Raw genomic sequence first — 21686 nt, 5'->3', positions numbered from 1 at the left:
TCCGCCCCGCCGCGCCCCGCCCGAGGGCAACGCCCGCCGCGCCGGCACTACTTGCTGACGGCGAAACGCATCAGGGCGTGCTCGTCCCCCTGCTTGATCTTCCCCGTCTCGTTGATCACTTCCAGCTTCCAGGAACCGCCTACCCGCACGGCCTTGGCCACGGCGCAGCCGTTGTCCTGGCTGAGCATGCTGGGCCAGATGTCGGCGACCTGCTGGGTGCTGCCGCCGGTCGCGTCGTAGACCTTGAAGCTGACGTTGCGGGCCTTCTGGAAGGAGCTGCCCTTCTTGTAGGCGGCGGCGACGAAGACGATCGACGTGATCACCGCCGGGAGCCGCGCGAACTCGACGGTCACCGTCTCGTCGTCCCCGTCCCCGTGCCCCGTCTGGTTGTCGCCGCTGTGGAGCAGCGAACCGTTGCCCATCGGGTCGAGCGAGTCGATCCCGGCGAGGCGCACCGGGTCCCCGCCCTGCATGGCGATGGCGATCAGGTCCAGGTCGGTGCCGGACTTGCGGCGCAGCTTGCCGAGCACTCCGCCGCTGCTTCCGGCGGTCGGGTCCCAGGAGACGCCGATGGACAGGTGGGTCACTCCGTCCAGGTCCGCCGGGCCGTCTTCCTTGGTGAGCGTGATCATGCGCGCGTCCTCCTCCGTCAGGTAACTACTACGCAAAGTCTGCCTGGCACCCGGCGATTCCGGGACGACGGGTCGGATTCGCGCGGTTCCGCCCGCCGTCGGGCGGGCCGGGCGGTCGTCGGCCGGGAGGTTCAGCGCACCGGGAAGCCGAAGGCGCGGTCCTGCTCCCTGAGCCAGGGCAGGATGCGGCGCAGGGCCTCGACGGTCTGGGAGCGGTCGCCGCCGGCGTCGTGGAAGAGCAGCGTCGGCCCGTTGGGCAGTTCCCGCTCCACGGTGGCGACGATGGCGTCCGTGCCCGGCCGCTCGAAGTCCTTGGTGTCCACGTTCCAGCCCAGCGGGCGCATGCCGTGGGAGGCGGCCAGCTTGCGGCTGTACGGGGTGAAGGCGCCGCCCGGTGCCCGGTAGTACACCGGGCGGACGCCCCCGGACGCCTCGGTGATCATGCGCTCGGCGTCGAGGATCTCCTTGGCCTGGTACGCCTCGGACTTCTTGTCCATGGAGGTGTCGTGCGAGACGGAGTGGTTGCACAGCTTGTGCCCGGCCTCGACCACGTCCTTCACGAGGTCCGGGTGGGCCTGCGCCTGGATGCCCGTCATGCAGAAGGTGGCCTTCACCTCGTACTCCCGCAGCACGTCGAGCACTTGGGGGGTCCAGGCGGGGTCGGGGCCGTCGTCGATGGTGATGTTCACGCCGCTCGCCCCCGCGTCCGAGGCGTGCGCGATGGTCACGGCGACGTGTCCGGCGTCCTCGCCCGGGGTGGCCGACGCGGTCGCCTCCGGCGAGGAGGCGCCCACGGAGTCGGCCTGCGCGGTCCACACCGAGGCGCCGACGGCGAGCATCGTCACCCCGAGCGCCGCCCCGACGACCTTGCCGTACCAGCCCCGTCCGCCACTGTGCCGTGCCATGTCCGCCCCGCTTCCACGCCGTTGCCCGTCTCGGTCACCTCGAGTCCACCTGGCATGACGACGAACGGCGGCCGGGGGATGCGTCCGTTACCGATCACGGACAATTCCGGGGGGATTCGTGAACAACTCGGCGGGCGGGGGCGGATCGTGGCCCCGGCGTCACAGGTCGAGCTGGTACTCCAGGGCCCGGTGCGTGGGGACGTAGCCCAGGGCGTCGTTGACGGCCCGCATGTGGGTGTTGCTGTCCGCCGTGTCGGTGACCAGGCCGGCGAGTGCGGGGTGGTCGGCACGGGCGAGGCGGATCGACTCGGCCTTCATCCAGTGGCCGAGGCCGTGGCCGCGGTGCTCGGGCAGCACGCCGGTGCCGTAGTGCAGCCCGTCGCCCTCGCCGCCGCCCGGCACGACGAGTTCGGAGAAGCCGACGACCGAGCCGTCCGACTCGTCTACGGCGGCCACCGTGGTGAGCAGGTCCCCGCGGTCGGCGACGGCCCGGGCGGCGGCCAGGACCCGCTCGACGTCCCAGGCGACGACGCCGTAGTCGGTGTCGTCCATGGGCATGTCGTCCATGGCGCGGCGCGACGCGGCGAAGCTCTCGGCCAGTTCCCCGGGGACGGTGCCGCGCCACGACACGAGACGGTAGCCGGGGTGCGGCCGCCGGGCCGCCGCGTCGATCCCGCCCGCCCTGTCGCTGTCCCACCCCTGCAGCGGGAGCCGCGCGTACGTCAGCGCCAGCACCCTGCGGAAGCCGTGTGCGGCGAGGAAGTGATCGCCCGGCGTCCCCGCGTCGGCCTGGGCCAGCACCGACCTCCGGCCGGCCTCCCGCGCGGCGGCCACCGCCGCCTCGAGCAGCCGCGAACCGACCCGTCGGCGCCGCTCCGCGCTGTGCACGTTCACCTGGAGCTCCGCCAGGTGTTCCTGTCCCTCCCGGGTGAACACCCGCAGGAACGCGGACCCGAGGGGCTCGCCGTCGTCCCGGGCGGCCAGCCACGCGAGGCGGTGGCCGGACGAGGTGCGTTCGGGATCGGCGAGGGCGGTGACGCGGAGGGACAAGGGGTGCTCCGAGGGGACCGGCGGGACGAGGGCGGCCCCAGTCGACCACGCGGCGGGCGAGGGCGACAGCGGATTTCGGCGGGCGGGGCGCGACGCGACTGACTTCCTCGCTCCGCCGGATCGCGGGAGCGCCGACCCTGGGCGTCCGCACCTGTGCGACCCGTGAAAAGGCTTATAAACTGGCCCAGTTGATGCGGTGCGGGTGCGTGACGGTGTCGAGTGCGGAGGGCCGCGTGGTGCGGATCGGGGAGATGCGGCTCGGTGACGGGACCGCGGTGCGGGTCGAGGTCGACGGGCGGGACGAGAGCGGTGTCGACCGGGTGGGCCGGGGGTCGGCCGTCGTCCGGGACTCGGCCCACACCCTCCAGGAGGCGCTCGCGCACATCAGGCCCGCGGTCGAGGCGGTGGCCGACAGTGTCCGGGGCCTGGCGAACCGGCCCGACACGGTGAGCGTGGAGTTCGGCATCAAACTGTCCGCGGAAGCGGGCGTCGTGGTGGCCAGGGCGGCGAGCGAGGCCAACTTCGCCGTACACCTGGAATGGGACAACCGGGACCCCGGATAATCGGGTACATGTCAGCGTTCCGGGGGGAAGCGGCGCTGGAGTCGGGCCTCGCCCGCGTACAGGGCGCCGACGGGATCGCGGGGGCGGGGTTCCTCGTGGCGGCCGACGTCGTCTGCACCTGCGCCCATGTCGTCGCGGACGCGCTGGGGCTGCCGCGGGACACCGCGGCCCCGCCCTCCGGGACCGTACGGGTGGAGTTCCCGCTCGCGCGGGACGCGGGGGGAAGCGTCCCGGCCCGTCACGCCCGGGTCGTGTCCTGGCAGCCGCTGCTGGGCGACGACACCGGTGACGTGGCCCTGCTGCGCCTCGACGCACCCGTCTCCGGCGCCCGGCCGGTGCCCCTGGTGGACGGGACGTCCGTGTGGGGGCACTCCTTCCGCGCCTACGGGTTCCCGGGCGGCGCCGACCACGGGGTGTGGGCGGCCGGCACGCTGCGGAGCGTCCAGGGCGCGGGCTGGGTGCAGATGGACACCGGCCCCGGTGGCCCGCGGGTGACCAACGGCTACAGCGGCGCGGCGGTGTGGGACGACGTGCAGGGCGGGGTCGTCGGGCTGGCCGTGGCGGCCGGTCGCGGCGATCTGGCGGGCACCGCGTTCCTCGTCCCTTCCGCCGCGCTCGTGGACGAGGAGGTGCTGCGCCCCACGTGCCCGTTCCGCGGCCTCGACGTGTTCGAGGAGGAGGACAGCGCGTTCTTCCACGGGCGCGAGGACGACGTGGAGCGGCTCCTCGCGTCGATCACCGGGCGTCCCCTCACCGTGGTCGTCGGCCCCTCGGGATGCGGCAAGTCCTCGCTGATCCGCGCCGGTCTGCTGCCGCGGCTGCGCGCGGACGGCACGGGGGTGACCGTGCTGCGCCCCGTGCCCGGCAGCCCGCCCGGGGCACTGCTGGCGCACGCGCTCGCACCCGTCCTGGAGCCGGACCGCGGGGAGATCGACCGGATCGGCGCGGCGGAGGGACTGGCGCGCATGCTGGACGGCGAGTCCGGCGAGTCCGGCGAGTCCGGCGGGTACGCGGGCCCGGCCGGAGCGGACGGCGAAGGCGTCCCGCCCGCCGTCGCCGCCCTGCGCGCCTCGCTCGAGGAGCGGGCCGGCCGGGCCGGTCACCTGATCGTCGTCGACCAGCTCGAGGAGTACGCGGGCGCCGAACCGGCGGCCGCGCGCACCCTGCTCCGCCTCCTCCTCGCGCTGACCGAGGACCCGGGCGCGGGGCGCGGGCTGCGCGTCGTGGCCACCGCACGTCAGGAGTCCCTCGACGTCCTGCTGACCTCCCGAACGTCCCGCTCCCTGAGCGACGCGGTCCTCTTCCTCGCCCCGCTCGACGCGGAGAACCTGCACCGCGCGGTCACCGGCCCCGTCGACGCCGTACCGGGGCTGTGGCTGGAGCCCGGCCTCGCCGAGCGCGTCGTCGAGGACGCCGCGGACGAGCCCGGCCGGATGCCGCTGGTGGAGTTCACCCTCACCCGGCTCTGGGAGCGGCGCGAACGCTCCATGCTCACCCACGCCGCCTACGACGAACTCGGCGGCGTCACCGGGACGCTGGTGGGCTACGCGGACGACGCCTACCGGACGCACGTGCCCGATGCCGACGAGGGCCTGGCCCGTAGGCTGTTCGTGCAGCTGGCCCGCCCCGACGACCGGGGCGGCTACATCCGCCGCGCCGTACCCGCCGCCGGGCTCGACCCGGCCGCCGCGGCGCTCGCCCGCCGCCTCGCCCGGGGCAAGCTGGTCGTCCTCGGCGAGACGGCCGACGGCACGGAGATCGTCGACCTCACGCACGAAGCCCTCACCCGGCTGTGGCCCCGGCTGCGCGCCTGGCTGGACGACAGCAGGAACTTCCGGCAGTGGCAGGAGCAGCTGCGCACGGACCTGGCGCGCTGGGAGGAGAAGGGCCGCGAGACGGGCGCCCTCCAGCGCGGCCGGACCCTCGCCGAGGCCGAGGAATGGCTCCAGCGGCTGCCCGAGGACGTGACCGCGGACGAGCGCGCCTACATCGAGGCGGGCCGCCGTTACGCGCGGCGGACGGTCCGCAGGCTGCTGGCGGGAGGCGCGCTGCTGACGGCACTGCTGCTGGTGGCCGGCACGCTGGGCACGGTCGCATGGAACACCGGCAGCGAGCTCCGGACCCAGCTGCGCACCCTCGCGGCCCGCGCGCTCGCGGAGGAGTCCGGCAGCGTGCAGGCCCGGCAGCCGGGCAGGGCCGTGCAGTGGGCGCTCGCCGCCTGGCACGCCGACCGGACCGCACCGCGGGCGCGGGAGGCCCTGCTCGCGCAGTACGCCCGCACCCGGTACGTCCGCGGCCTGCACACCGGCCTGTGGCGGGGCCGCGTCCAAGACCTGGTCGCCACCCCGGACGGCGGCACCCTCGCGGTGCGCTCCAAGCCCGACGGCAAGGACCCGTACGAGGTGTCCGTCGTCACCGGCGTACTCGACGGCACACCGCGGCACCACCTGCTCGACGGCGTCCCCGCCACCCAGCAGCACTCCGCGATCAGCCCCGACGGACGGCACTACGCCGCCGCCATGCCCGACGGCACGGTGTGGCTGTGGCGGCTGGACGGACAGGGCGGCGGGCCGGCGAAACTCGGCGGACGGCACACGGCCGAGGGCGACATCGTCTCGGCCGGACTGGACTTCAGCGCGGACGGCACCCGGCTGCTGCGGTGGCTCGACATCCACACCCCCGCCGACGAACGAGTGGAGCCGCGGGCCCTGCTCGGCGCCTGGAACCTCGCGGACCTGAAGCCGCTCCCGGTGGCGGACACCGTGGTGTCGACCGCCGGGGACCAGACCGTGCGTTTCGGCGAGGACACCGGCACCGTCGAGGTCACGACCACCGACTCCGAGGACGCCGGAACCCCCGACGGCACCGTGCTGCGCGACCTGCGCACGGGCCGCGTGCTGCGGAAGATCCCGGCCGCCGGTGCCCCCGGCGAGTGGGTGAGCTCCGACGCCACGGGCGCCTACGGCTTCGACACGGCGGAGAACGACGACGCCGGTTACGCCGACCTGACCCTCGGCCGACGCGGCACGGACGACACGTACGTCACCCGGCTGCCCCTGGACGACGAGCCGGGCTACCAGGACACGACGCTCACCGTCGCGCGGCGGGAGGAGGGCGGGCTGACCGTGCTCTCCCCGGTCGGGGACACCCTGGTGGTGGCCCACGCGCCCGCCGTGCCCCGGCCCGACTCCTCGGAGAGAGACGAGGCGTCGGTCCTGTCGCCGGACGGCGACCGGAGCGCGCGGCTGGCGGAGGACGAGGTGCGGGTGGTGGACCTCGTGCACGGGGGATCCACGGCCGGCGCACTGCCGGCCGGTTTCGAGTCGTACGGGTCGAACCTCGTCTGGACCCAGGACGGCAGGTACCTCGTGCTCGTCGAGGAGGACGGTTCGCGCCTGCACGTGTACGACGCCGACGCGCCGTCCCACCGCACCGACGTGCCGGCGGGCGAGGGCCCGGCGACCACGGAGGAGCGGACGTTCACCGGCGCCGTCGAGCCCCTGCCCGACGGCGACGTGGTCGCCCTGACCCGGGCCGGCACCCTGCTCCGGGTGGACCCGGAGCGCGGCGTGCGGACGGGCGAACCGCTGGCGGTGGACCCCTCGCCGCGCAACCGGGGCTTCCCTCCGCTCCGGAGCCGGATCGTGAGCCGCCCGGGCCACCCGGAGCAGGTGGCCGTGGTGACGCCCGACGACGCGGACGAGGGCACGATCCAGCTCTGGGACCTGCGCACCCGGACCCGGCTGGCGCCGCTGAAGGGCGACGAGGTCGGCTGGGCCTTCGAAGGGATCGGCTCCGACGACCTGGTGTTCTCCCCGGACGGCCGGTACCTGGCCGCGGCCCACAACGACGGCAGGGTGCACCGGTGGGACCTGGAGAAGAAGGCCCCTGTGGGCACACCCGTCCCCGTCTCCGTGGCCGTAGAAGTCCTGGCGGTCACCGACGGCGGGATGCTGATCACATCCCAGGCGGGCGTCGGATACGGGCTGTGGGACCTCGCCGGCGTCCGCATCGGCACGATCCCGAGCGGGCCGTACTCCACGGCGGTCCTGCGGGGCACCGAGCTGGTCGTGGAGGACGCGGGCCGGCGCACGGCCTACGCCCTGGACCCCGGCACCTGGTTCCACGACCTCTGCGCCCGCGCGGACCGCGCCTTCACCGCCGAGGAACGCGAACACCTCCCGCCCGGCACCCCGCCGGAACCACCGTGCGACGGTGCGTGACGGCGCCGGACGGCCTCTACGCCTTCGCGCCGGGGGCCCGGTAGGCGACCTGCCGGCGGGCGGCCTCGTCGACCTCGTCGAGGGTGAGCAGCGGTGTGGCCCGGGTCCGCAGGCCGCCGCTCGCCTTGACCGCGAGACTGACGGCGGCCATGGAGACCGCGTCGGGGAAGTCGACGACGATCACGGTGTCGTCCTCCCCGAAGGCGAAGTACATGGCCTCGACCGTCCCGCCGAGGCCGGTGACGACCTGCTCGACGGCGGCGCGGCGGCCGCTCGCGCCGTCCTTGAGGAGGCCCTTCGCACCCTCGGACGTGTAGGTGGCCTGGATGAGGAACTTCGGCATAGGGACGCTCCGTGCCTTCGCGTGTGCTGGGTGGGATGCCTTCCCGCCGCCGGGTCGCCCGCCTGTCGGCGGACGGCCGGATTCACCCGTCGGGACCCGTCTCCGGGGCGGCGGCCGAGCCTGCTCAGTGGTGGAAGCCGACGCGGGCCTCGTCGTGGGGGCGTCCCTGCTCGAGGCGCCTGATCGCCCTGCGCATGTCCTCGGCGAGGAGTTCGATCGCGTCCCGGTCGACGCCGTGCCGGACGAGCACGCGCTGGATCACGGTCTCCTGGCGGTCGGGCGGCAGCGGATACGACGGCACCTGCCAGCCGCGCATGCGGAGCAGGTCGGACAGGTCGTACAGGCTCCAGCCGACCGAGGCCGGGTCGGTCAGGGTCCAGGAGGCGGCCGGAAGCGCGTCGGTTCCGTCGTAGAGCAGCGTGAAGGGACCCATGTCGGCGACCTGCCGGGCGAGGTGCTGCGCGGTGTCGGCGCACGCCTGGTAGACGCGCCGGTATCCCTCGGTGCCCAGCCGCAGGAACATGTAGTACTGCGCGACGACCTGGCCGCCGGGCCGGGAGAAGTTCAGCGCGAGGGTGGGCATGTCGCCGCCGAGGTAGTCGACGTGGAAGACCAGGTCCCCCGGCAGGGCCTCCTTGTCGCGCCACAGGGCCCAGCCCACCCCGAGCGGCGCCATGCCGTACTTGTGGCCGGAGGCGTTGACCGAGGCGACCCGCGGCAGGCGGAAGTCCCACTCCAGGTCGGGGTGGAGGAAGGGGGCGATGAACCCGCCGGACGCCGCGTCGACGTGCAGGGGGACGTCGACCCCGGTCTCCGCCTGGATCCGGTCGAGTTCGGCCGCGATCTCCGCCACCGGCTCGTAGGTGCAGGTGTAGGTCACCCCGAGGATCGCCACGACGCCGATGGTGTTCTCGTCGACGTACTGCCGGAGCTGGTGCGGCTGGAGACCGGTCGCCCCCGGCTCCACCGGCACCTGGCGCAGCTCCACGTCGAAGTAGCGGGCGAACTTCTCCCAGCAGACCTGCACCGGCCCGCACACCAGGTTCGGCCGGTCGGTGGGCAGGCCGGCCGCGCGCCGCCGGTCGCGCCACCGCCACTTCAGCGCGAGCCCGCAGAGCATGGCGGCCTCGCTGGAGCCGGTGGTGGAGCACCCCACGGCCGGTGCCGTCCCGCCGCCGGGCGCGTGCCACAGGTGGGCGATGATGTTGACGCACCGGGACTCGATCTCCGCGGTCTGCGGATACTCGTCCTTGTCCACGATGTTCTTGTCGAGGCACAGGTCCATCAGCCGGCGGACCTCGTCGTCCGTCCAGGTGGTGCAGAACGTGGCCAGGTTCTGGGCGGCGTTGCCGTCCAGGAGCAGTTCGTTGCGCAGCAGCTCGTAGACGACGTGCGGGGGCGCCGGCAGCTCCGGCATCAGCCGCTTGGAGAGGGGCTTCTCGCTGATCGGTGACGTGAAGATGTCGGCGGCCGGATCGGCGGCCGTCTCCTTGGCGTTGTGCAGAGCCACGGGTGCGCCTTTCGCGTCGTCCTGCCGTGTCTCTCGGAGGCTATGGGCGGCCCCGCGCCCCCGACACCGGACGTACTCCACCCGGGCGTGACGACGGAGAACGAGGCTCCGCGCACCGCCCACGGGTGGCGTTTCGCTCGCGGAAGGCCTCGGCGCGCGGTCTAGTCTCGGCCCGTGGGACAGCCCGAGCAGCACGCCGAGGGTGCGGGACCGTTCGCCACCCGGCTCACCTGGCACCCTCCGGGCGGCGGCACCGCCGTCTGGGAGTCACGGCCCGCCCGGCGGCGCGGAGTCATCGCCGTCCGCCGGCCCGGCGCGCCCACCGTCCGGCACGCCCGCGCCGACGAGGCCGGACTGGCGCGGCTGCGCAGGCTCAACGCCGTCGCCGCGACCGCGTTCGTCATCGGCGGCGCGCTCTTCGCGATCGGCGCCGGCATCGCCCAGTTCGGCTCCGGCGACGCCACCACGTGCGCCTCGGTCTACTTCGCCGGCGGCCTCTTCTTCAACACCGGCGGCTACGTCTCGCTGCTCCAGGTCGTCAACGCCCCCCGTCACGAACCCGGCGGCGAGGGCCGTCTGGTCACCCACGGCTGGCGCTGGTGGAGCTACGAGCCGGGGCGGGCGGACTGGCTGGGCGCGTTCGTCCTGTTCGCCGGCACCCTGGTGTTCGCCGTGGACCTGCTGGACTCCTTCCTCCAGGGACTCTCCGTCCAGCAGGTCAACCGGCTGGTCTGGGCCCCGGACGTGATCGGCTGCCTGCTCTTCCTGATCTCCGGCCACCTGGGCTTCACCGAGATCTGCCACCGCGGCCGGCCCTGTCTCCGGCGCCGCGACCTGGGCTGGTGGATCGTGGCCGTGAACCAGCTCGGCTCCGTCCTCTTCATGGTCTCGGCGATCGCCGCCTACACCCGCCCCGCCACCGGCAGCCTCGTCAACGCCGGCCTGGCCAACTGGGCCACCCTCACCGGCGCGTCCTGCTTCACCCTCGCCGGCCTCCTGCAGCACGGGGAACGCCCTTGAACGCCCTGCCATCGGCCCGGAGGCCCGTGCGCGGAGACGGAGCGCGGAGACGGTGCGCGGAGACGGTGCTCGCCGAGCGAGCGGGCCGGGGACGACGGCCGGGACCGTCACGCAGGGACGTCACGGGGAGTTCCCCGTGCCGGAAGCCCCGCGCAGCAGTCCCCTCTCCATCGCCACCACCACCGCCCTCGTCCGGTCGTTCACGTCGAGCTTGGCGAACAGGCGGAGCAGGTGGGTCTTCACCGTCGCCTCGGCGATGACGAGCCGCCGCCCGATCTCGGCGTTGGTCAGACCGTCCGCCACCGCACGCAGGACGTCCGCCTCGCGGGCCGTGAGCGGGACCTGGGCGGGCTGCCGCATCCGGGCGACCAGCCGCTCGGCCACCCGGGGCGCCAGCACCGTCTCCCCCCGGGAGGCGGCGTGGATCGCGTCGACCAGCTGCTCACGGGTGGTGTCCTTGAGCAGGTAGCCGATGGCCCCGGCCTCCACTCCGCGCTCGATGTCCGCGTCGGTGTCGTACGTCGTCAGGATCAGCACGCGGGTACGGGGAAAGCGGGCCACGATCTCGGTCGTGGTGGCCACTCCGTCGAGCACCGGCATGCGCAGGTCGACCAGCGCGACGTCGGGCTCGTACCGCTCGACGAGTTCGAGGGCCTCGCGGCCGTCGCCCGCCTCGCCGACGATCTCGACGCTCGTCTCGGACGAGAGGAGAGCCACCACTCCGGCCCGCATCACGGTGTGGTCGTCCACCACGACGATGCGAATCCCTCCGCCCGTCATGCCCCGGCCCCGCTCTCTCCCGGTGCCGGGGAAGCCAGGGGTATCGACGCCAGTACACGCGTACCGTCACCCACCGAACTCGTCACCGTCAGCCTCCCTCCCAGCTCCGCCAGCCGCTTGCGCATCCCGTCCAGGCCGAAGCCCGCCGACTCCCCCACCACGAAACCGGTCCCGTCGTCGGTGATCTCCAGCTCCACCCCGTACGCCTGCCGGGTCAGGACCACACCGACCGTGGAGGCGTCCGCGTGCTTGCGTACGTTGGCCAGGGACTCCTGGGTGCAGCGCAGCAGCGCGATCCGGGTCTGCTGGTCGCACTCCAGGTCCTCCAGGTCGGCGTCCACGGTGAGCCCGGTGTCCTCCGCGAAGCGGTCCACGGTCCGGCGCAGCGTCTGCGCCACCGAACCGGCCGCGACCTGGCCCGGTCCCGGCCCCCGCGCGGAACCGACCAGCTCCCGCGCCTCCGCGAGGTTCTCCCGCGCGGTCGACTCGATCGACCGCAACTGCTGCGCGCTGCGCGCGGTACCGGAGTCCAGCCCCGCGCGGGCCGCCTCCGCGAGCACGATGATCGAGGCGAATCCCTGCGCGAGCGTGTCGTGGATGTCCCGCGCCATCCGCTCCCGTTCGTCCGCCGCCCCCTGCCGCTGATGGGCCTCGGACAGCTCCGCCTGCGTCCGCTCCAACTCGTCGATGAGCCGCGCCCGTTCCTCGCTCTGTGCGACCACCGAATGCGCCCACAGCCCGATCAGCACCCCCACCGCGACGACGATCAGCGTGGACACGAGCGTCTCGCTGAAGAACTCCACCGTCCAGCCGTCCTGCCGCAGGACGCTTCCGATCAGGGTGCCGGCCGTGGCCAGTCCCAGAAAGGCCATCGAGGCCCTCGGTGTCCGGCCGAACATCCAGTAGTGCGGCAGGGTCACCATGAACAGCGCCGCGTAGTTGCCGCGCAGGTACGCGAGCCCGCCCAGCGCGACCACCAGCACCGAGAGGTAGACGTGGGGCCGTACGACGGGGTGGTCCGGGAACCGGTGCAGGACCGCGTAGCACAGCACCACGCCGCCCAGCAGCGCGAGCGCGGCGTACTTGCTCCCGCCGGGCCGGTCCATGGCGACGAGTCCCACGGCCATCAGGGCGAACAGCGCCCAGCACACCGCGTTCCACCGGCGCAGCGAGGTGGCCCAGAAGGCGTCGGCGGCGGGCCCGGCGAGAGTGGTCATGCCGATCAACGTACGTCGACCGCCGCCCGCACCGGCTCCCTTTTCCCCACACCGGCCGCCGCACCCCGCGCTCCCCGCCCGGGCCACCAACTGGCCTCGCCGAGCAGGAGCATGGCCGACGGCAGCACCAGGACCCGGACGACGACGGCGTCGATCAGCACGGCCGCCGCCAGCACGAAGCCGATCTGCTTCATCTCGATGATGTGCAGGAACACGAAGCTGGCGAAGACGGTCGTCATCACGACCGCGGCACTGGTCACCACGCTCGCCGAGGAGCGGATCCCGTCGAGCACCGCCTGCCGCGTCGGGACGCCGGCGAGCACGGCCTCCCTGATCCGGCTCACCACGAACACCTGGTAGTCCATCGACAGCCCGAAGAGGATCACGAAGAGGAAGAGCGGCACGCGGGACCCGATCGACCCCGTGGAGTCGAAGTCCAGCAGCCCCTCGGCCCAGGTCCCCTGGAAGACCAGGACGAGCAGTCCGAGCGCCGCCGCCGCGGACAGCAGGTTCAGCGCGACGCCGATCAGGCCGAGGACGACCGACCGGAAGGCGTACACGGTCATCGCGAACGTCACCAGGAGCAACGCCCCCAGTACCAGCGGGAGTTTGCCGTTCTGGTGGGCGGGATAGTCGGTGTAGCGGGCGACGTCACCGCTCACCCCGAACTCGGCGCCGTCGATCCGGCCCACCGTGGCGGGCAGGTAGTCGTCCCGCAGCCGGTCGAGGGAGTCGTACGCCTGGTCGGAGTTGCCCAGGTACGGCACCTTCAGCTCGAGGACACTGGTCCGGTGGTCGGCCGACGTCCGTATCCGCGAGGCGCCGGTGAACAGGGCGTCGTCCCCGGCCCGCCGGGCCACCTCACGCAGGGCCGAGGCGACCTCCGCGGCGTGCGGGGCGTCGGCGCGCACCACGACCTGGTGGGTCACCCGCTGCTCGGGGAACGCCTCGTTGAGCCGGTCGTACACCCGCATCGCGGGGTTGTCGCGGGAGTGCGTGTCCCGGCTCATCTCCGTGATCCTCAGTCCGGCCAGCGGAGCGACGAGCGCGAGGAGGCCGAGGACCGAACAGCACAGGGTGGCCAGGGGATGCCGGGCCGCGGGCCGCAGCAGGGCCGCCCACACCCGGCCGTCGCCTCCCCGGCCCCGCACCCGGCGCGCGGGCTTCCCGCCCCGTGCCCGTCGCAGTTCCCTGCGCTCCGCCCGCTGCCCGAGCTTGACCAGGAGCGCGGGCAGAGCCGTCAGCGAACTCGCCACCGCGACCAGGACGACGATGATGGTGCCCGTCGCCAGCGAGGAGAAGATCACGTCGGAGGCCAGGTACAGCGTCGCCGTGGAGGCGACGACCGCGAGCCCGGAGACCACGACCGCCCGGCCCGAGGTCGCGGCCGCCAGCTCGACCAGTGCCGCGGAGCCGAGACGTCCGCCGGAGCGGGCCCGCTCCTCGCGCTCGCGCTTGAGGTAGAAGAGCGTGTAGTCGACGCCGACCGCCAGGCCGATCATGAGGATGACGTTCGTGCCGACCCCGGCGTCGGGGGAGAGGTGCGAGGCGGCCATGGAGAGCCCGATCGCCGCCGCGATCGACGACAGCGCCAGCAGCAGCGGCACCCCGGCCATGGTGACCGACCCGAACACGACCAGCAGGGTGACGAGCGTGACCGGAAGCGTGATCGCCTCCGAGAGCGCCAGGTCGTCCCCGCGCTGCTGATCGACGCCCTTGCTGATGGACGGGCTCCCGGTCTCCTGGAGGAGAAGGCCGGGGTGGTCCCTCTGCACCGCCGCGGTCTGCTCCACGAGCGCGTCGACCTTGTCCTTGGCGTCCCGCTCCTCGCCCTTCAGCGCCACCTCGACCATGAGGACCGTACGGTCGCCGGAGAGCAGCGGGTCGGCCACGCCCGCGACGTCGGGCAGCCGCTTCATCCGGGCGGTGAGATCCGCGGCGGCGGCCTCGGCCGTGCGCCGGTCGAGGGCGCCGGACCTCGCGGAGATCAGCACCTGCTCGGCGGACCTGCGTTCCAGATGCCCTTCGGCGGCAAGGGCCTCGGCGCGGCCCGCCTCGCCGACCCGGTAGTCCGCCGTCTTCGCGCTGTTCGTACCGACAGCACTGCCGGCGCCAAGGCAGAGCGCCACGAACACCAGCCAGCCGGCGATCGCCCGCCAGGGGTGCCGAGCGCTCCACCGCGCCATGCGCACAGAGAATGACTTCATGCCCAAAAGCGTTGCTGAACAGGGCAGTTGCCGGACAGAGGTACTCGGTTGAACTTGACGTCCACCGGTCGGTGGACACCCGCCCTGGGGAAAACCCCAGGAGCGCCCCGCGACTGTTCGCAGGGCGCGCCGACGCGGGCCCCGCCCGCAGCCGGGGCCCGCCTTCACTCGCTCCTCGTACTTCCTAGCCGCAGGCGCATCCCGCGGCGGTCGGGGCCTCCTCGGCGGTCCGGCCGGTGCAGCAGCCGTCGCCGGTGGCGTGGGGGTCGGCGCTCCTGCCGAGCGTGTCGGTGTCGGCCTTCACGACGTAGACCTCCCAGGGCTCCTTGCCGGGGCCGTGCACCCACACCTTGTCCTGGAGGGCGTAGCAGCAGGACGTGTCGTTCTCCTCGAAGGTGGCCAGGCCGGCCTCCTTGAGCCGGGTCGTGGCCGCGGTGACCTGGTCGGTGGCCTCGACCTCGATGCCGAGGTGGTCCAGCCGGGTGTCCTCGCCGGGCTCGCCCTCGATGAGGACGAGCTTGAGCGGGGGCTCGGTGACGGCGAAGTTGGCGTAGCCCTCGCGCCGCTTGGCCGGGCCGGTGCCGAACAGCTTCGAGTAGAAGGTGATCGACGCTTCCAGGTCAGGGACACGCAGGGCCAGCTGAGCGCGGGACATGGCAGGACTCCCATCCAGTTGTTTCGATGTCCGTCAATACAACAGTGCGCGCTGAATCGAAGGACGTCAACATAGAGGCATGTCGAAACAAGAATCGGTCGTGCCCGGCCGGACCGACGAGTCCGGGGCCTGCTGCCCCGGGTGCTGACCGCTCCGCTGGACGAGGACCAGGCCGCGGAGCCGGCGAAGGTGTTCAAGGCGCTGGGTGACCCGGCGCGGCTGCGCCTGCTGTCGATGATCGCCTCACGGGCGGGCGGTGAGGTGTGCGTCCGTGACCTGACCCCGGCCTTCGACCTGTCCCAGCCGACGATCTCGCATCACCTGAAGCTGCTGCGGCAGGCCGGTCTCGTCGACTGCGAACGGCGCGGCACCTGGGTCCACTACTGGCTGGTCCCGGAGACGACCGACCGGCTGGCGAGCATCCTGACCCGCCCCATGGGCGAGCCTCTGCCTGACAGCTCCGCGCCGGCCCGAGCCGCTTCGTGAGCAGTGCCGCTCCCGAGCAGAGCGTGACGGGGCACGCTCACGGACGGCCGCGGCCTTCCTCACCCACCTCGCGGGGAACCGCGCCCAGGCCCGCCCTGGCGATCCACCGACCCTTCGCCGCTCCGCAGCACCCGTCCTACTCCTCCGGTTCCCACGCGCGGAGCAGGTCGAACAGACCCGCGTCCCCCTCGATCCGCAGGGAGTCCGCCGGGATACGGTCGTACACGAAGAGAACCAGCTCACTGGCCGTTCCGTGAACGGAGACGCCGGCCGCGTCCGGGCCCTCGCCGGCAGCGGCGACAGGCGTCGTGCCAGGTGCGGGGATACGGGTGGAGCGCGCGCCGTCGCCGTCGACCGTGAGGCGCCAGGAGTGGCCCTCGGTGGCGTGGAAGTCGAAGGCGGTGGGTTTGTGCGGCCAGGCACTCGTCGTAGCGACGCAGGTGAACAGGAAGTCCTCGACGCCGTCGAGTGCCACCTCGGCCGGCAGCGGCTCCGGGGCGCCCACGGTGATCTGGGCGTCGTAGGTGTGCACCGCCATCTGCTGGAGCTGGTGCCGGGCGACGGCGCCACAGGTCTGCGGCGACTGGGACGCACCCCACCACGTCCAGCAACCGCGATCCGGGCCGGCCTCCCGCAGTGCTTCCAGCAGTTGCTCCGTGGACTCCGCCAGCCAGGCCGGCACGGCCTCGCGCTCCCGAGGCGCGGCGGGGGCGTCCTCCGGTACGGACTTGGCCGGAGCGGGCCCCGCGGCGACGGTGGCTGCCCAGGCGCGGCGCCCCTCGCCGATGTGCTCCGCCAGATCGAACAGCGTCCACTCCGGGCAGGTCGGCACCTGCACGTCGAGGCTCGGCGCGGAGGCGACCGCGGCGCGGAAGGCGCTCGACCGTTCGTCGATCAGTCGCAACAGAACGGGGAACGTGAGTGTCGTCGTCGTCACTCGGACTCTCTATCACCGTGTTCCGACAACCGGACAGTGATTTTCACAGCCGAGACCGCGAGCGCCTGGGGGCAGGGCGTCGTCCGGTTCGAGCCCCGGCGATCGGACGGCGCCTGGCCGAACGTCTTCGCCGCGAGCGCCGGCGGGGACCGAGCGGCGAAGGCCGCGCTGTTCCCGTCGACACCCTTGCGTGGTGCAGGCCCATGGCGCGAGCCGTGGTTCAGATCAGATCAGCGCAGTCCTGCGAAGAGATCATTCTCGGGCAGGGCCGCGCCGGTGGTGTCCTGGACACGTACGAAGGTCTCCGTGCCCATCAACTCGCCGAACCGCTCCTTGCCCATCTTGAGGAAGAAGATGTTCTCTCCCTGACTGGCGTGCGCGGCCAGCGCGTCGAACTTCTGGCTGCTGAACGCGGTGGTGTCCACCCACGTGGTGACCTCGTCGTCAGGTAGGCCGATCTCGGCCATCGCGGCGGCCTCGGCAGGGTCCGGCTCCGGCATGTCCGGATGGAACTCGCGCATGATCTCGCCGAACCGCTGCATCCCCGAGCGGGGCATCGTGGTCCAGTACACCTTCGGTGTCAGCGCGGTCATCTCCAGCGCCGCCATCGTGATGCGGTGGGCTTGGATGTGGTCGGGGTGGCCGTAGAAGCCGTTCTCGTCGTAGGTGACGACCACATCAGGCCGGTAGTGCCGCATGAGTTCCGCGAGCCGGGCCGCGCCTTCCTCCACGGGGGTCTGCCAGAAGGACCCGGGGGCGTCGTTGCTCGGCCAGCCCATCATTCCGGAGTCGGCGTAGTCCAGCATCTCCAGATCGCTGACCTTCAGGACGTCACAGCTCGCTTCGAGTTCCTGACGACGCATCAAGGCGACCGCCGCCGGGTCGTGCCCGGGATCGCCCGGCTTGACGCCCCCCGGCCCGTCACCGCAACCACCGTCGGTACACGTCACGAGAACCGTGCGGATGCCTTCCGCCGCGTACCGCGCCAGGACACCTCCGGTTCCGGTGGCCTCGTCGTCGGGGTGGGCGTGTACCGCCATGAGCGTCAAGGGCCGGTCAGTCATGAAACAGTCCTCCTGCGGATGTAAGTCCTGGCCCGAGTACGCGGCGGGCGTGCCGCGATCCTGGATCCCGGATCGTGGTGGGGCGGACCTTGCGGCCTCAAGTCTCCCGCCGTCTGGCGCCGGCCCCTCGGTCGGTGCAACCGCGCCGTACGCACCGGCTGTTCCCGGTGGGGCCACGTGGCCTTCCGGGCGTCGGCGTCCGATGCGACCGGGGACAGGCGCGACCTGCATGTCCCAGCCACGTCGGACTTTGGCGCAACGGGCGGCGAGCACGGTGCGGTGCCGCAGCTCGATGTCGCACACCCGTGGCGGGCGCGGCCAGTTCTGTCGTCTGCGCTCGCGGCATCCGATGAGGCGAGGGACGAGGTACCTGCGTGTGTCAAACCGGTACATGGACTACCCTTGGTACATGTCCATGAAGCGCACGAACGTCTACGCCGACCCCGAGGACCTGGCGATCATCAAGGAGGCCGCGAAGCGCCGGGGGATAAGCGAGGCCGAGATCATCCGCCAGGGCATCCACCTCGCGGCCATGGCGAACAGGGTCTGGGACGAGCCGCTGTTCTCGCGCACTTTCGAGGGGCCAGGTCGCACGTCCTCCAAGGCGGAGGTCCGTGACGCGGTGGCCGACGCTGTCCGCCGTGAGACCGACTCGGATCCCGGAACCGCCGCGTGATCATTGTCATCGCCGACACGTCCGGCCTCCTGGCGGCCCTGGACTCGGCTCATCCGGAACACCGGGCGGCGAACGAAGCGATCATGGCGGCCGGCCTCCTGGTCATGTCCCCGCTGCTGCTGGCCGAGCTGGATCACGTAGCCACGCGCGAGCTCGGCAGGGTGGCGGCCCTCGGCGCGGTCGACGACCTCCGGCGCTGGATGAGCCGGGGGCGTGTCGTCATGCCGGAGATCACGGAGGACCATCTGGGAGCCGCCCAGTCCGTCCGTGTCCGCTACCGTGCGCTGGACCTCGACCTCACTGACACGGTCAACGTGGCGCTCGCCGCCGACTACGACACGGACGCGATCCTCACCCTCGACCGACGTGCCTTCCGGGCCGTACGGCCCTTGGGCCACCACAAGGCGTTCCGGGTACTCCCCGACGACCTCCCGCTCTGATACGACGAGAGTCGAACTCCCGCTCTCACCTTGGGAAGCGACGGCGCTTGACTTCGGGACGCACTCCTGTTGACCGTGGTTGTCCGCTCTGCGGGGCACGCGGTGGGCACGGCATCGCCCAGCGGTCCCACCAGAGGTGCGGTGGTGTCCCCGCAAGGGCCCCACGCCTCCGTGTTCCGGAGGCCCGATCGCATCCGCACACGATCCGCATGAGCCTGCCGGGCCCAACGTCGCAGACCGAGCAGCCCCTCATCGGGATCGGCGGTGCCGAAGAACGCAGGGCGTTGGATCAGCGCGGTGCAACACCGTATGGCTCAGGCCGGGGAGCACCGCAGTGCCTCGGCAGTAGACCTTGTCATCGCAGCCACTGCCGCCCACCACGGCCTGACCGTCCTCCACGACGATGCCGACTACAGCACTGTCGCCCGGCACGCATCCGATCTGACCGAGCACAACATCCACGACGTCGTCCGACGTGCCTTTGCCGCCTGACAGGCGGTGTGTTCCAGACGCTCGCCGACGCGCTGAGGCCGACGTCTTCCGCAACGCCGGACACGACAGGTCGGCGCTCGACCGCAGTGTGCGGAAGGGCCCGTGGTGCCGTGGCACGGAAACCGGATGATCAAGCATCTGGCACGGATGTGGCACGCGACGACTGAGCGAATCCGCACAGCAAAAAAGCCCGGGTCGATGACCCGGGCCTTCTTCGTGGAGCGGGTGACGAGAATCGAACTCGCGCTCTCAGCTTGGGAAGCTGATGTTCTACCATTAAACTACACCCGCGTAGTCCGCCGACCGGAGTCGGTGCTGGACGCTCGCTCACTCTACCTCATCGCAGGCCCCCGGTGTTCGCGCCGTGGGGCCTGACGAGGTTTCAGGGTTGGGAAGCGGCTGCGGGGTACTGGAGTTGAGGCGTACCGTGGGGCCGTTCCCGAGGGCGTCCGGGAGGGCGGAGTGCCGCCTGGAGAGTCGTCTCTTTGATCCCGTAATGTGGCTTTCGTCGTCAGGGTAGTCCAGCCAGACGCGGCTCTTGGGGAAGGGACTTGAAGGACTTGATGGATCGCACCGTCCTCCGCTGTGCCGACGGGCACGTGTTCACCACCGCCACGTTCCCGATGCAGAAGGCCGAGCGACTCGGCCCCGGCCGGCTCGTCCGATGTCCGCGGTGTGCGCGGCTGCGGAGCGCCGTGCCGGTCGTGTCGGCGAAGCGGTAGCCGGCCTCGGGACACGGAGACACCAGTAGTACCGGGCGCGCGGCGCGGCGGCGGTTGTCGCTGCTCCGCGCGCCTTGCGTATCCTCGGTGCGTGCTTCTCTCAGACAAGGACATCCGGGCCGAGATCGACTCCGGGCGGGTGCGTATCGATCCCTTCGACGACTCCATGGTGCAGCCGTCGAGCATCGACGTGCGCCTCGACCGCTACTTCCGGGTGTTCGAGAATCACCGGTACCCGCACATCGACCCCTCCGTCGAGCAGGTGGATCTGACCCGGCTCGTGGAGCCGGAGGGGGACGAGCCGTTCATCCTGCACCCGGGCGAGTTCGTGCTGGCCAGCACGTACGAGGTCGTCTCGCTGCCCGACGACCTCGCCTCGCGGCTGGAGGGCAAGAGCTCGCTCGGCCGGCTCGGGCTGGTCACGCACTCCACCGCCGGGTTCATCGACCCCGGGTTCTCCGGGCACGTGACGCTCGAGCTCAGCAACCTCGCGACCCTGCCGATCAAGCTGTGGCCCGGGATGAAGATCGGGCAGCTCTGCATGTTCCGGCTCACCTCGCCCGCCGATCATCCGTACGGCAGCGAGCGGTACGGATCGCGGTACCAGGGGCAGCGGGGGCCGACCGCCTCCCGGTCCTTCATCAACTTCCATCGGACCCAGGTATGAGCAGGACGCGCGCATGAGTGAAGTACGGGAGAACCTGACCTACGAGCAGTTCGGCGTCGCCGTCCGCGAGCTCGCGCAGACCGTCGCCGACGACGGGTACGAGCCGGACATAGTGCTCTCCATCGCCCGCGGCGGGGTCTTCGTGGCCGGCGGGCTGGCCTACGCGCTGGACTGCAAGAACATCCACCTGGTGAACGTCGAGTTCTACACCGGCGTCGGCACCACGCTCGAGATGCCGGTCATGCTCGCGCCCGTGCCCAACGTGATCGACTTCTCCCGGAAGAAGGTCCTCATCACCGACGACGTCGCCGACACCGGCAAGACGCTCAAGCTGGTGCGGGACTTCTGCCTCGACACGGTCGCCGAGGTGCGCAGCGCGGTGATCTATGAGAAGTCCCACTCGCTCGTCAAGTGCGAGTACGTGTGGAAGCGCACCGACGACTGGATCAACTTTCCGTGGAGTGTCCTGCCTCCGGTACATAAGTCGGGAGAGGCGGCGAAGCCGAACAAGGAGGCGCTGTGAGCCCGGTCCGCTGACGGACGATCACAGGGACCCGGCCATGCCGGCCGGTCTCCCTGCCTCGGCCAGAATGCGCGGCATGAGCATCGAGATGCAGCTGCGGGCCATGCCGGAGTCCGACATCCGAGAGGACTGGGCATGGCTTGACGAGTTCATGGGGGACGTTGGGGACGTCGACCGCTTCCAGGCCGAGTGCCGGGACGGAATCGCCGAAGTCGTGGAGTCCCACTTCCCCGCCCTCCATGAGGTCTACCGGGCGGCGTACGCTCCGCAGGGTTCTCCGGACTGGGAGCTCGCTGTCTTCGGGGGCAGTGCCGTGTACCACGCCACTCACCGCCGGCCGCCGTTTCTGATACTCCGCCCCGTCCAGGTGCGCGAGGTGGCTTCCTTCCTGGCGGCGGTCTCCTTCGACGACATCTGGGAGGCGGCCCGGCCGAAGGTGCTGCCTCCTTTCTCCGCCTTCGACGAGGCCGAGGTCAAAGGCTGGTTCCTCGGCCATCACAACGACCTGCGGGCCTTCTACAACCGGACCGGCCCCACGGGGCACGCCGTCGTCAAGGCCTTCTGGTACTGAGCC

At 72.0% G+C, this 21686-nt stretch carries 21 protein-coding genes, 1 tRNA gene and 1 pseudogene; 11 read left to right on the top strand and 12 right to left on the bottom strand.

The annotated features are described in order from the left end of the window. Positions 1-47: 47 nt before the first annotated feature. The 3 genes from ACFWJB_RS01315 to ACFWJB_RS01305 form a co-directional block, all read right to left on the bottom strand. On the bottom strand, positions 48-632 hold the full coding sequence (locus ACFWJB_RS01315) for a TerD family protein (RefSeq protein WP_385459916.1): 585 nt from the start codon (positions 630-632) through the stop codon (positions 48-50). Between the two features lie 131 nt (positions 633-763). Continuing rightward, positions 764-1537 carry a polysaccharide deacetylase family protein gene (locus ACFWJB_RS01310; RefSeq protein WP_386919520.1) on the bottom strand — a complete coding sequence of 258 codons (774 nt, stop codon included), beginning with the start codon at positions 1535-1537 and terminating at the stop codon, positions 764-766. Positions 1538-1696: 159 nt separating this feature from the next. After that, entirely contained in the window at positions 1697-2587 is an 891-nt protein-coding gene (locus ACFWJB_RS01305) for a GNAT family N-acetyltransferase (protein WP_386919518.1), read from the bottom strand. A 206-nt stretch (positions 2588-2793) separates the two neighbouring features. Here ACFWJB_RS01305 and ACFWJB_RS01300 point away from each other — a divergent pair, with 206 nt between their 5' ends. Together ACFWJB_RS01300 and ACFWJB_RS01295 are read left to right on the top strand one after the other, a co-directional pair. Continuing rightward, complete coding sequence (locus ACFWJB_RS01300; RefSeq protein ID WP_386919516.1) at positions 2794-3150, top strand: CU044_2847 family protein; 357 nt, start codon at positions 2794-2796, stop codon at positions 3148-3150. A gap of 8 nt (positions 3151-3158) precedes the next feature. Continuing rightward, positions 3159-7373 (top strand): hypothetical protein, encoded by a 4215-nt coding sequence (locus ACFWJB_RS01295; RefSeq protein ID WP_386919514.1) that lies wholly within the window; start codon positions 3159-3161, stop codon positions 7371-7373. Positions 7374-7389: 16 nt separating this feature from the next. On the opposite strand, the gene ACFWJB_RS01290 is transcribed toward ACFWJB_RS01295, so the two are convergent. Continuing rightward, the gene (locus tag ACFWJB_RS01290; RefSeq protein ID WP_385459926.1) at positions 7390-7716 is read right to left on the bottom strand and encodes a GYD domain-containing protein; all 327 of its coding nucleotides are present in this window, start codon (positions 7714-7716) and stop codon (positions 7390-7392) included. A 124-nt stretch (positions 7717-7840) separates the two neighbouring features. Beyond that, positions 7841-9226, bottom strand: coding sequence for a glutamate decarboxylase (locus ACFWJB_RS01285; RefSeq protein WP_386919512.1), 1386 nt, complete (start codon positions 9224-9226; stop codon positions 7841-7843). Positions 9227-9400: 174 nt separating this feature from the next. On the opposite strand from ACFWJB_RS01285, the gene ACFWJB_RS01280 reads away from it, so the two are divergent. Beyond that, entirely contained in the window at positions 9401-10246 is an 846-nt protein-coding gene (locus ACFWJB_RS01280; RefSeq protein WP_386919510.1) for a hypothetical protein, read from the top strand. A 120-nt stretch (positions 10247-10366) separates the two neighbouring features. Here ACFWJB_RS01280 and ACFWJB_RS01275 read toward each other — a convergent pair whose 3' ends face one another. From ACFWJB_RS01275 to ACFWJB_RS01260, 4 genes are all read right to left on the bottom strand, one after another. Continuing rightward, complete coding sequence (locus ACFWJB_RS01275) at positions 10367-11026, bottom strand: response regulator (RefSeq protein WP_386919508.1); 660 nt, start codon at positions 11024-11026, stop codon at positions 10367-10369. Next, positions 11023-12243, bottom strand: a complete 1221-nt coding sequence (locus ACFWJB_RS01270) for a sensor histidine kinase (RefSeq protein ID WP_386919506.1) — start codon at positions 12241-12243, stop codon at positions 11023-11025. Before ACFWJB_RS01270 ends, ACFWJB_RS01275 begins: the two co-directional genes overlap by 4 nt. 5 nt (positions 12244-12248) lie before the next feature. Then, a complete protein-coding gene (locus tag ACFWJB_RS01265; RefSeq protein WP_386919504.1) occupies positions 12249-14450 on the bottom strand; it encodes an MMPL family transporter in 2202 nt (733 codons plus the stop codon). A gap of 184 nt (positions 14451-14634) precedes the next feature. After that, a complete protein-coding gene (locus ACFWJB_RS01260) occupies positions 14635-15105 on the bottom strand; it encodes an ArsI/CadI family heavy metal resistance metalloenzyme (RefSeq protein WP_386919502.1) in 471 nt (156 codons plus the stop codon). Between the two features lie 79 nt (positions 15106-15184). Between ACFWJB_RS01260 and ACFWJB_RS01255 the strand changes: the two are divergent. Beyond that, positions 15185-15591: pseudogene (locus ACFWJB_RS01255) on the top strand (ArsR/SmtB family transcription factor). Between the two features lie 136 nt (positions 15592-15727). Here ACFWJB_RS01255 and ACFWJB_RS01250 read toward each other — a convergent pair. Both ACFWJB_RS01250 and ACFWJB_RS01245 read right to left on the bottom strand, forming a co-directional pair. Then, positions 15728-16528 carry a maleylpyruvate isomerase family mycothiol-dependent enzyme gene (locus ACFWJB_RS01250; RefSeq protein ID WP_386919500.1) on the bottom strand — a complete coding sequence of 267 codons (801 nt, stop codon included), beginning with the start codon at positions 16526-16528 and terminating at the stop codon, positions 15728-15730. A gap of 230 nt (positions 16529-16758) precedes the next feature. Then, positions 16759-17592 carry a PIG-L family deacetylase gene (locus ACFWJB_RS01245; protein WP_385459942.1) on the bottom strand — a complete coding sequence of 278 codons (834 nt, stop codon included), beginning with the start codon at positions 17590-17592 and terminating at the stop codon, positions 16759-16761. 409 nt (positions 17593-18001) lie between these two features. Here ACFWJB_RS01245 and ACFWJB_RS01240 point away from each other — a divergent pair, with 409 nt between their 5' ends. The 3 genes from ACFWJB_RS01240 to ACFWJB_RS01230 all read left to right on the top strand — a co-directional run bounded on the left by ACFWJB_RS01240 (position 18002) and on the right by ACFWJB_RS01230 (position 19200). Next, positions 18002-18268: a CopG family transcriptional regulator gene (locus ACFWJB_RS01240; protein WP_385459945.1), complete on the top strand. Its 267-nt coding sequence runs from the start codon at positions 18002-18004 to the stop codon at positions 18266-18268. Beyond that, positions 18265-18708 (top strand): PIN domain-containing protein, encoded by a 444-nt coding sequence (locus ACFWJB_RS01235; protein ID WP_386919497.1) that lies wholly within the window; start codon positions 18265-18267, stop codon positions 18706-18708. The genes ACFWJB_RS01240 and ACFWJB_RS01235 overlap by 4 nt, the downstream gene beginning before the upstream one ends. Positions 18709-18972: 264 nt before the next feature. Further along, the gene (locus ACFWJB_RS01230; RefSeq protein ID WP_381843558.1) at positions 18973-19200 is read left to right on the top strand and encodes a hypothetical protein; all 228 of its coding nucleotides are present in this window, start codon (positions 18973-18975) and stop codon (positions 19198-19200) included. A 217-nt stretch (positions 19201-19417) separates the two neighbouring features. Here the strand turns inward: ACFWJB_RS01230 and ACFWJB_RS01225 are convergent. Continuing rightward, a tRNA-Gly gene (locus tag ACFWJB_RS01225) sits at positions 19418-19491 on the bottom strand. Positions 19492-19763: 272 nt separating this feature from the next. Between ACFWJB_RS01225 and ACFWJB_RS01220 the strand changes: the two genes are divergently transcribed. The 4 genes from ACFWJB_RS01220 to ACFWJB_RS01205 all read left to right on the top strand — a co-directional run bounded on the left by ACFWJB_RS01220 (position 19764) and on the right by ACFWJB_RS01205 (position 21683). After that, positions 19764-19922, top strand: coding sequence for a hypothetical protein (locus ACFWJB_RS01220; protein ID WP_385459948.1), 159 nt, complete (start codon positions 19764-19766; stop codon positions 19920-19922). A gap of 91 nt (positions 19923-20013) precedes the next feature. Then, positions 20014-20589: a dCTP deaminase gene (dcd, locus tag ACFWJB_RS01215; protein ID WP_385459950.1), complete on the top strand. Its 576-nt coding sequence runs from the start codon at positions 20014-20016 to the stop codon at positions 20587-20589. Positions 20590-20602: 13 nt separating this feature from the next. Continuing rightward, positions 20603-21112: a phosphoribosyltransferase gene (locus ACFWJB_RS01210; RefSeq protein WP_385459952.1), complete on the top strand. Its 510-nt coding sequence runs from the start codon at positions 20603-20605 to the stop codon at positions 21110-21112. 76 nt (positions 21113-21188) lie between these two features. Continuing rightward, the gene (locus ACFWJB_RS01205; protein ID WP_385459954.1) at positions 21189-21683 is read left to right on the top strand and encodes a DUF1877 family protein; all 495 of its coding nucleotides are present in this window, start codon (positions 21189-21191) and stop codon (positions 21681-21683) included. The last annotated feature ends 3 nt before the right edge of the window (positions 21684-21686 follow it).

The sequence above is a fragment of the Streptomyces sp. NPDC127100 genome, assembly GCF_042724095.1.
Lineage (GTDB): Bacteria > Actinomycetota > Actinomycetes > Streptomycetales > Streptomycetaceae > Streptomyces.
Note: the sequence above shows the minus strand (reverse complement) of the source record. Positions and strands in the feature narration are given on the sequence as shown.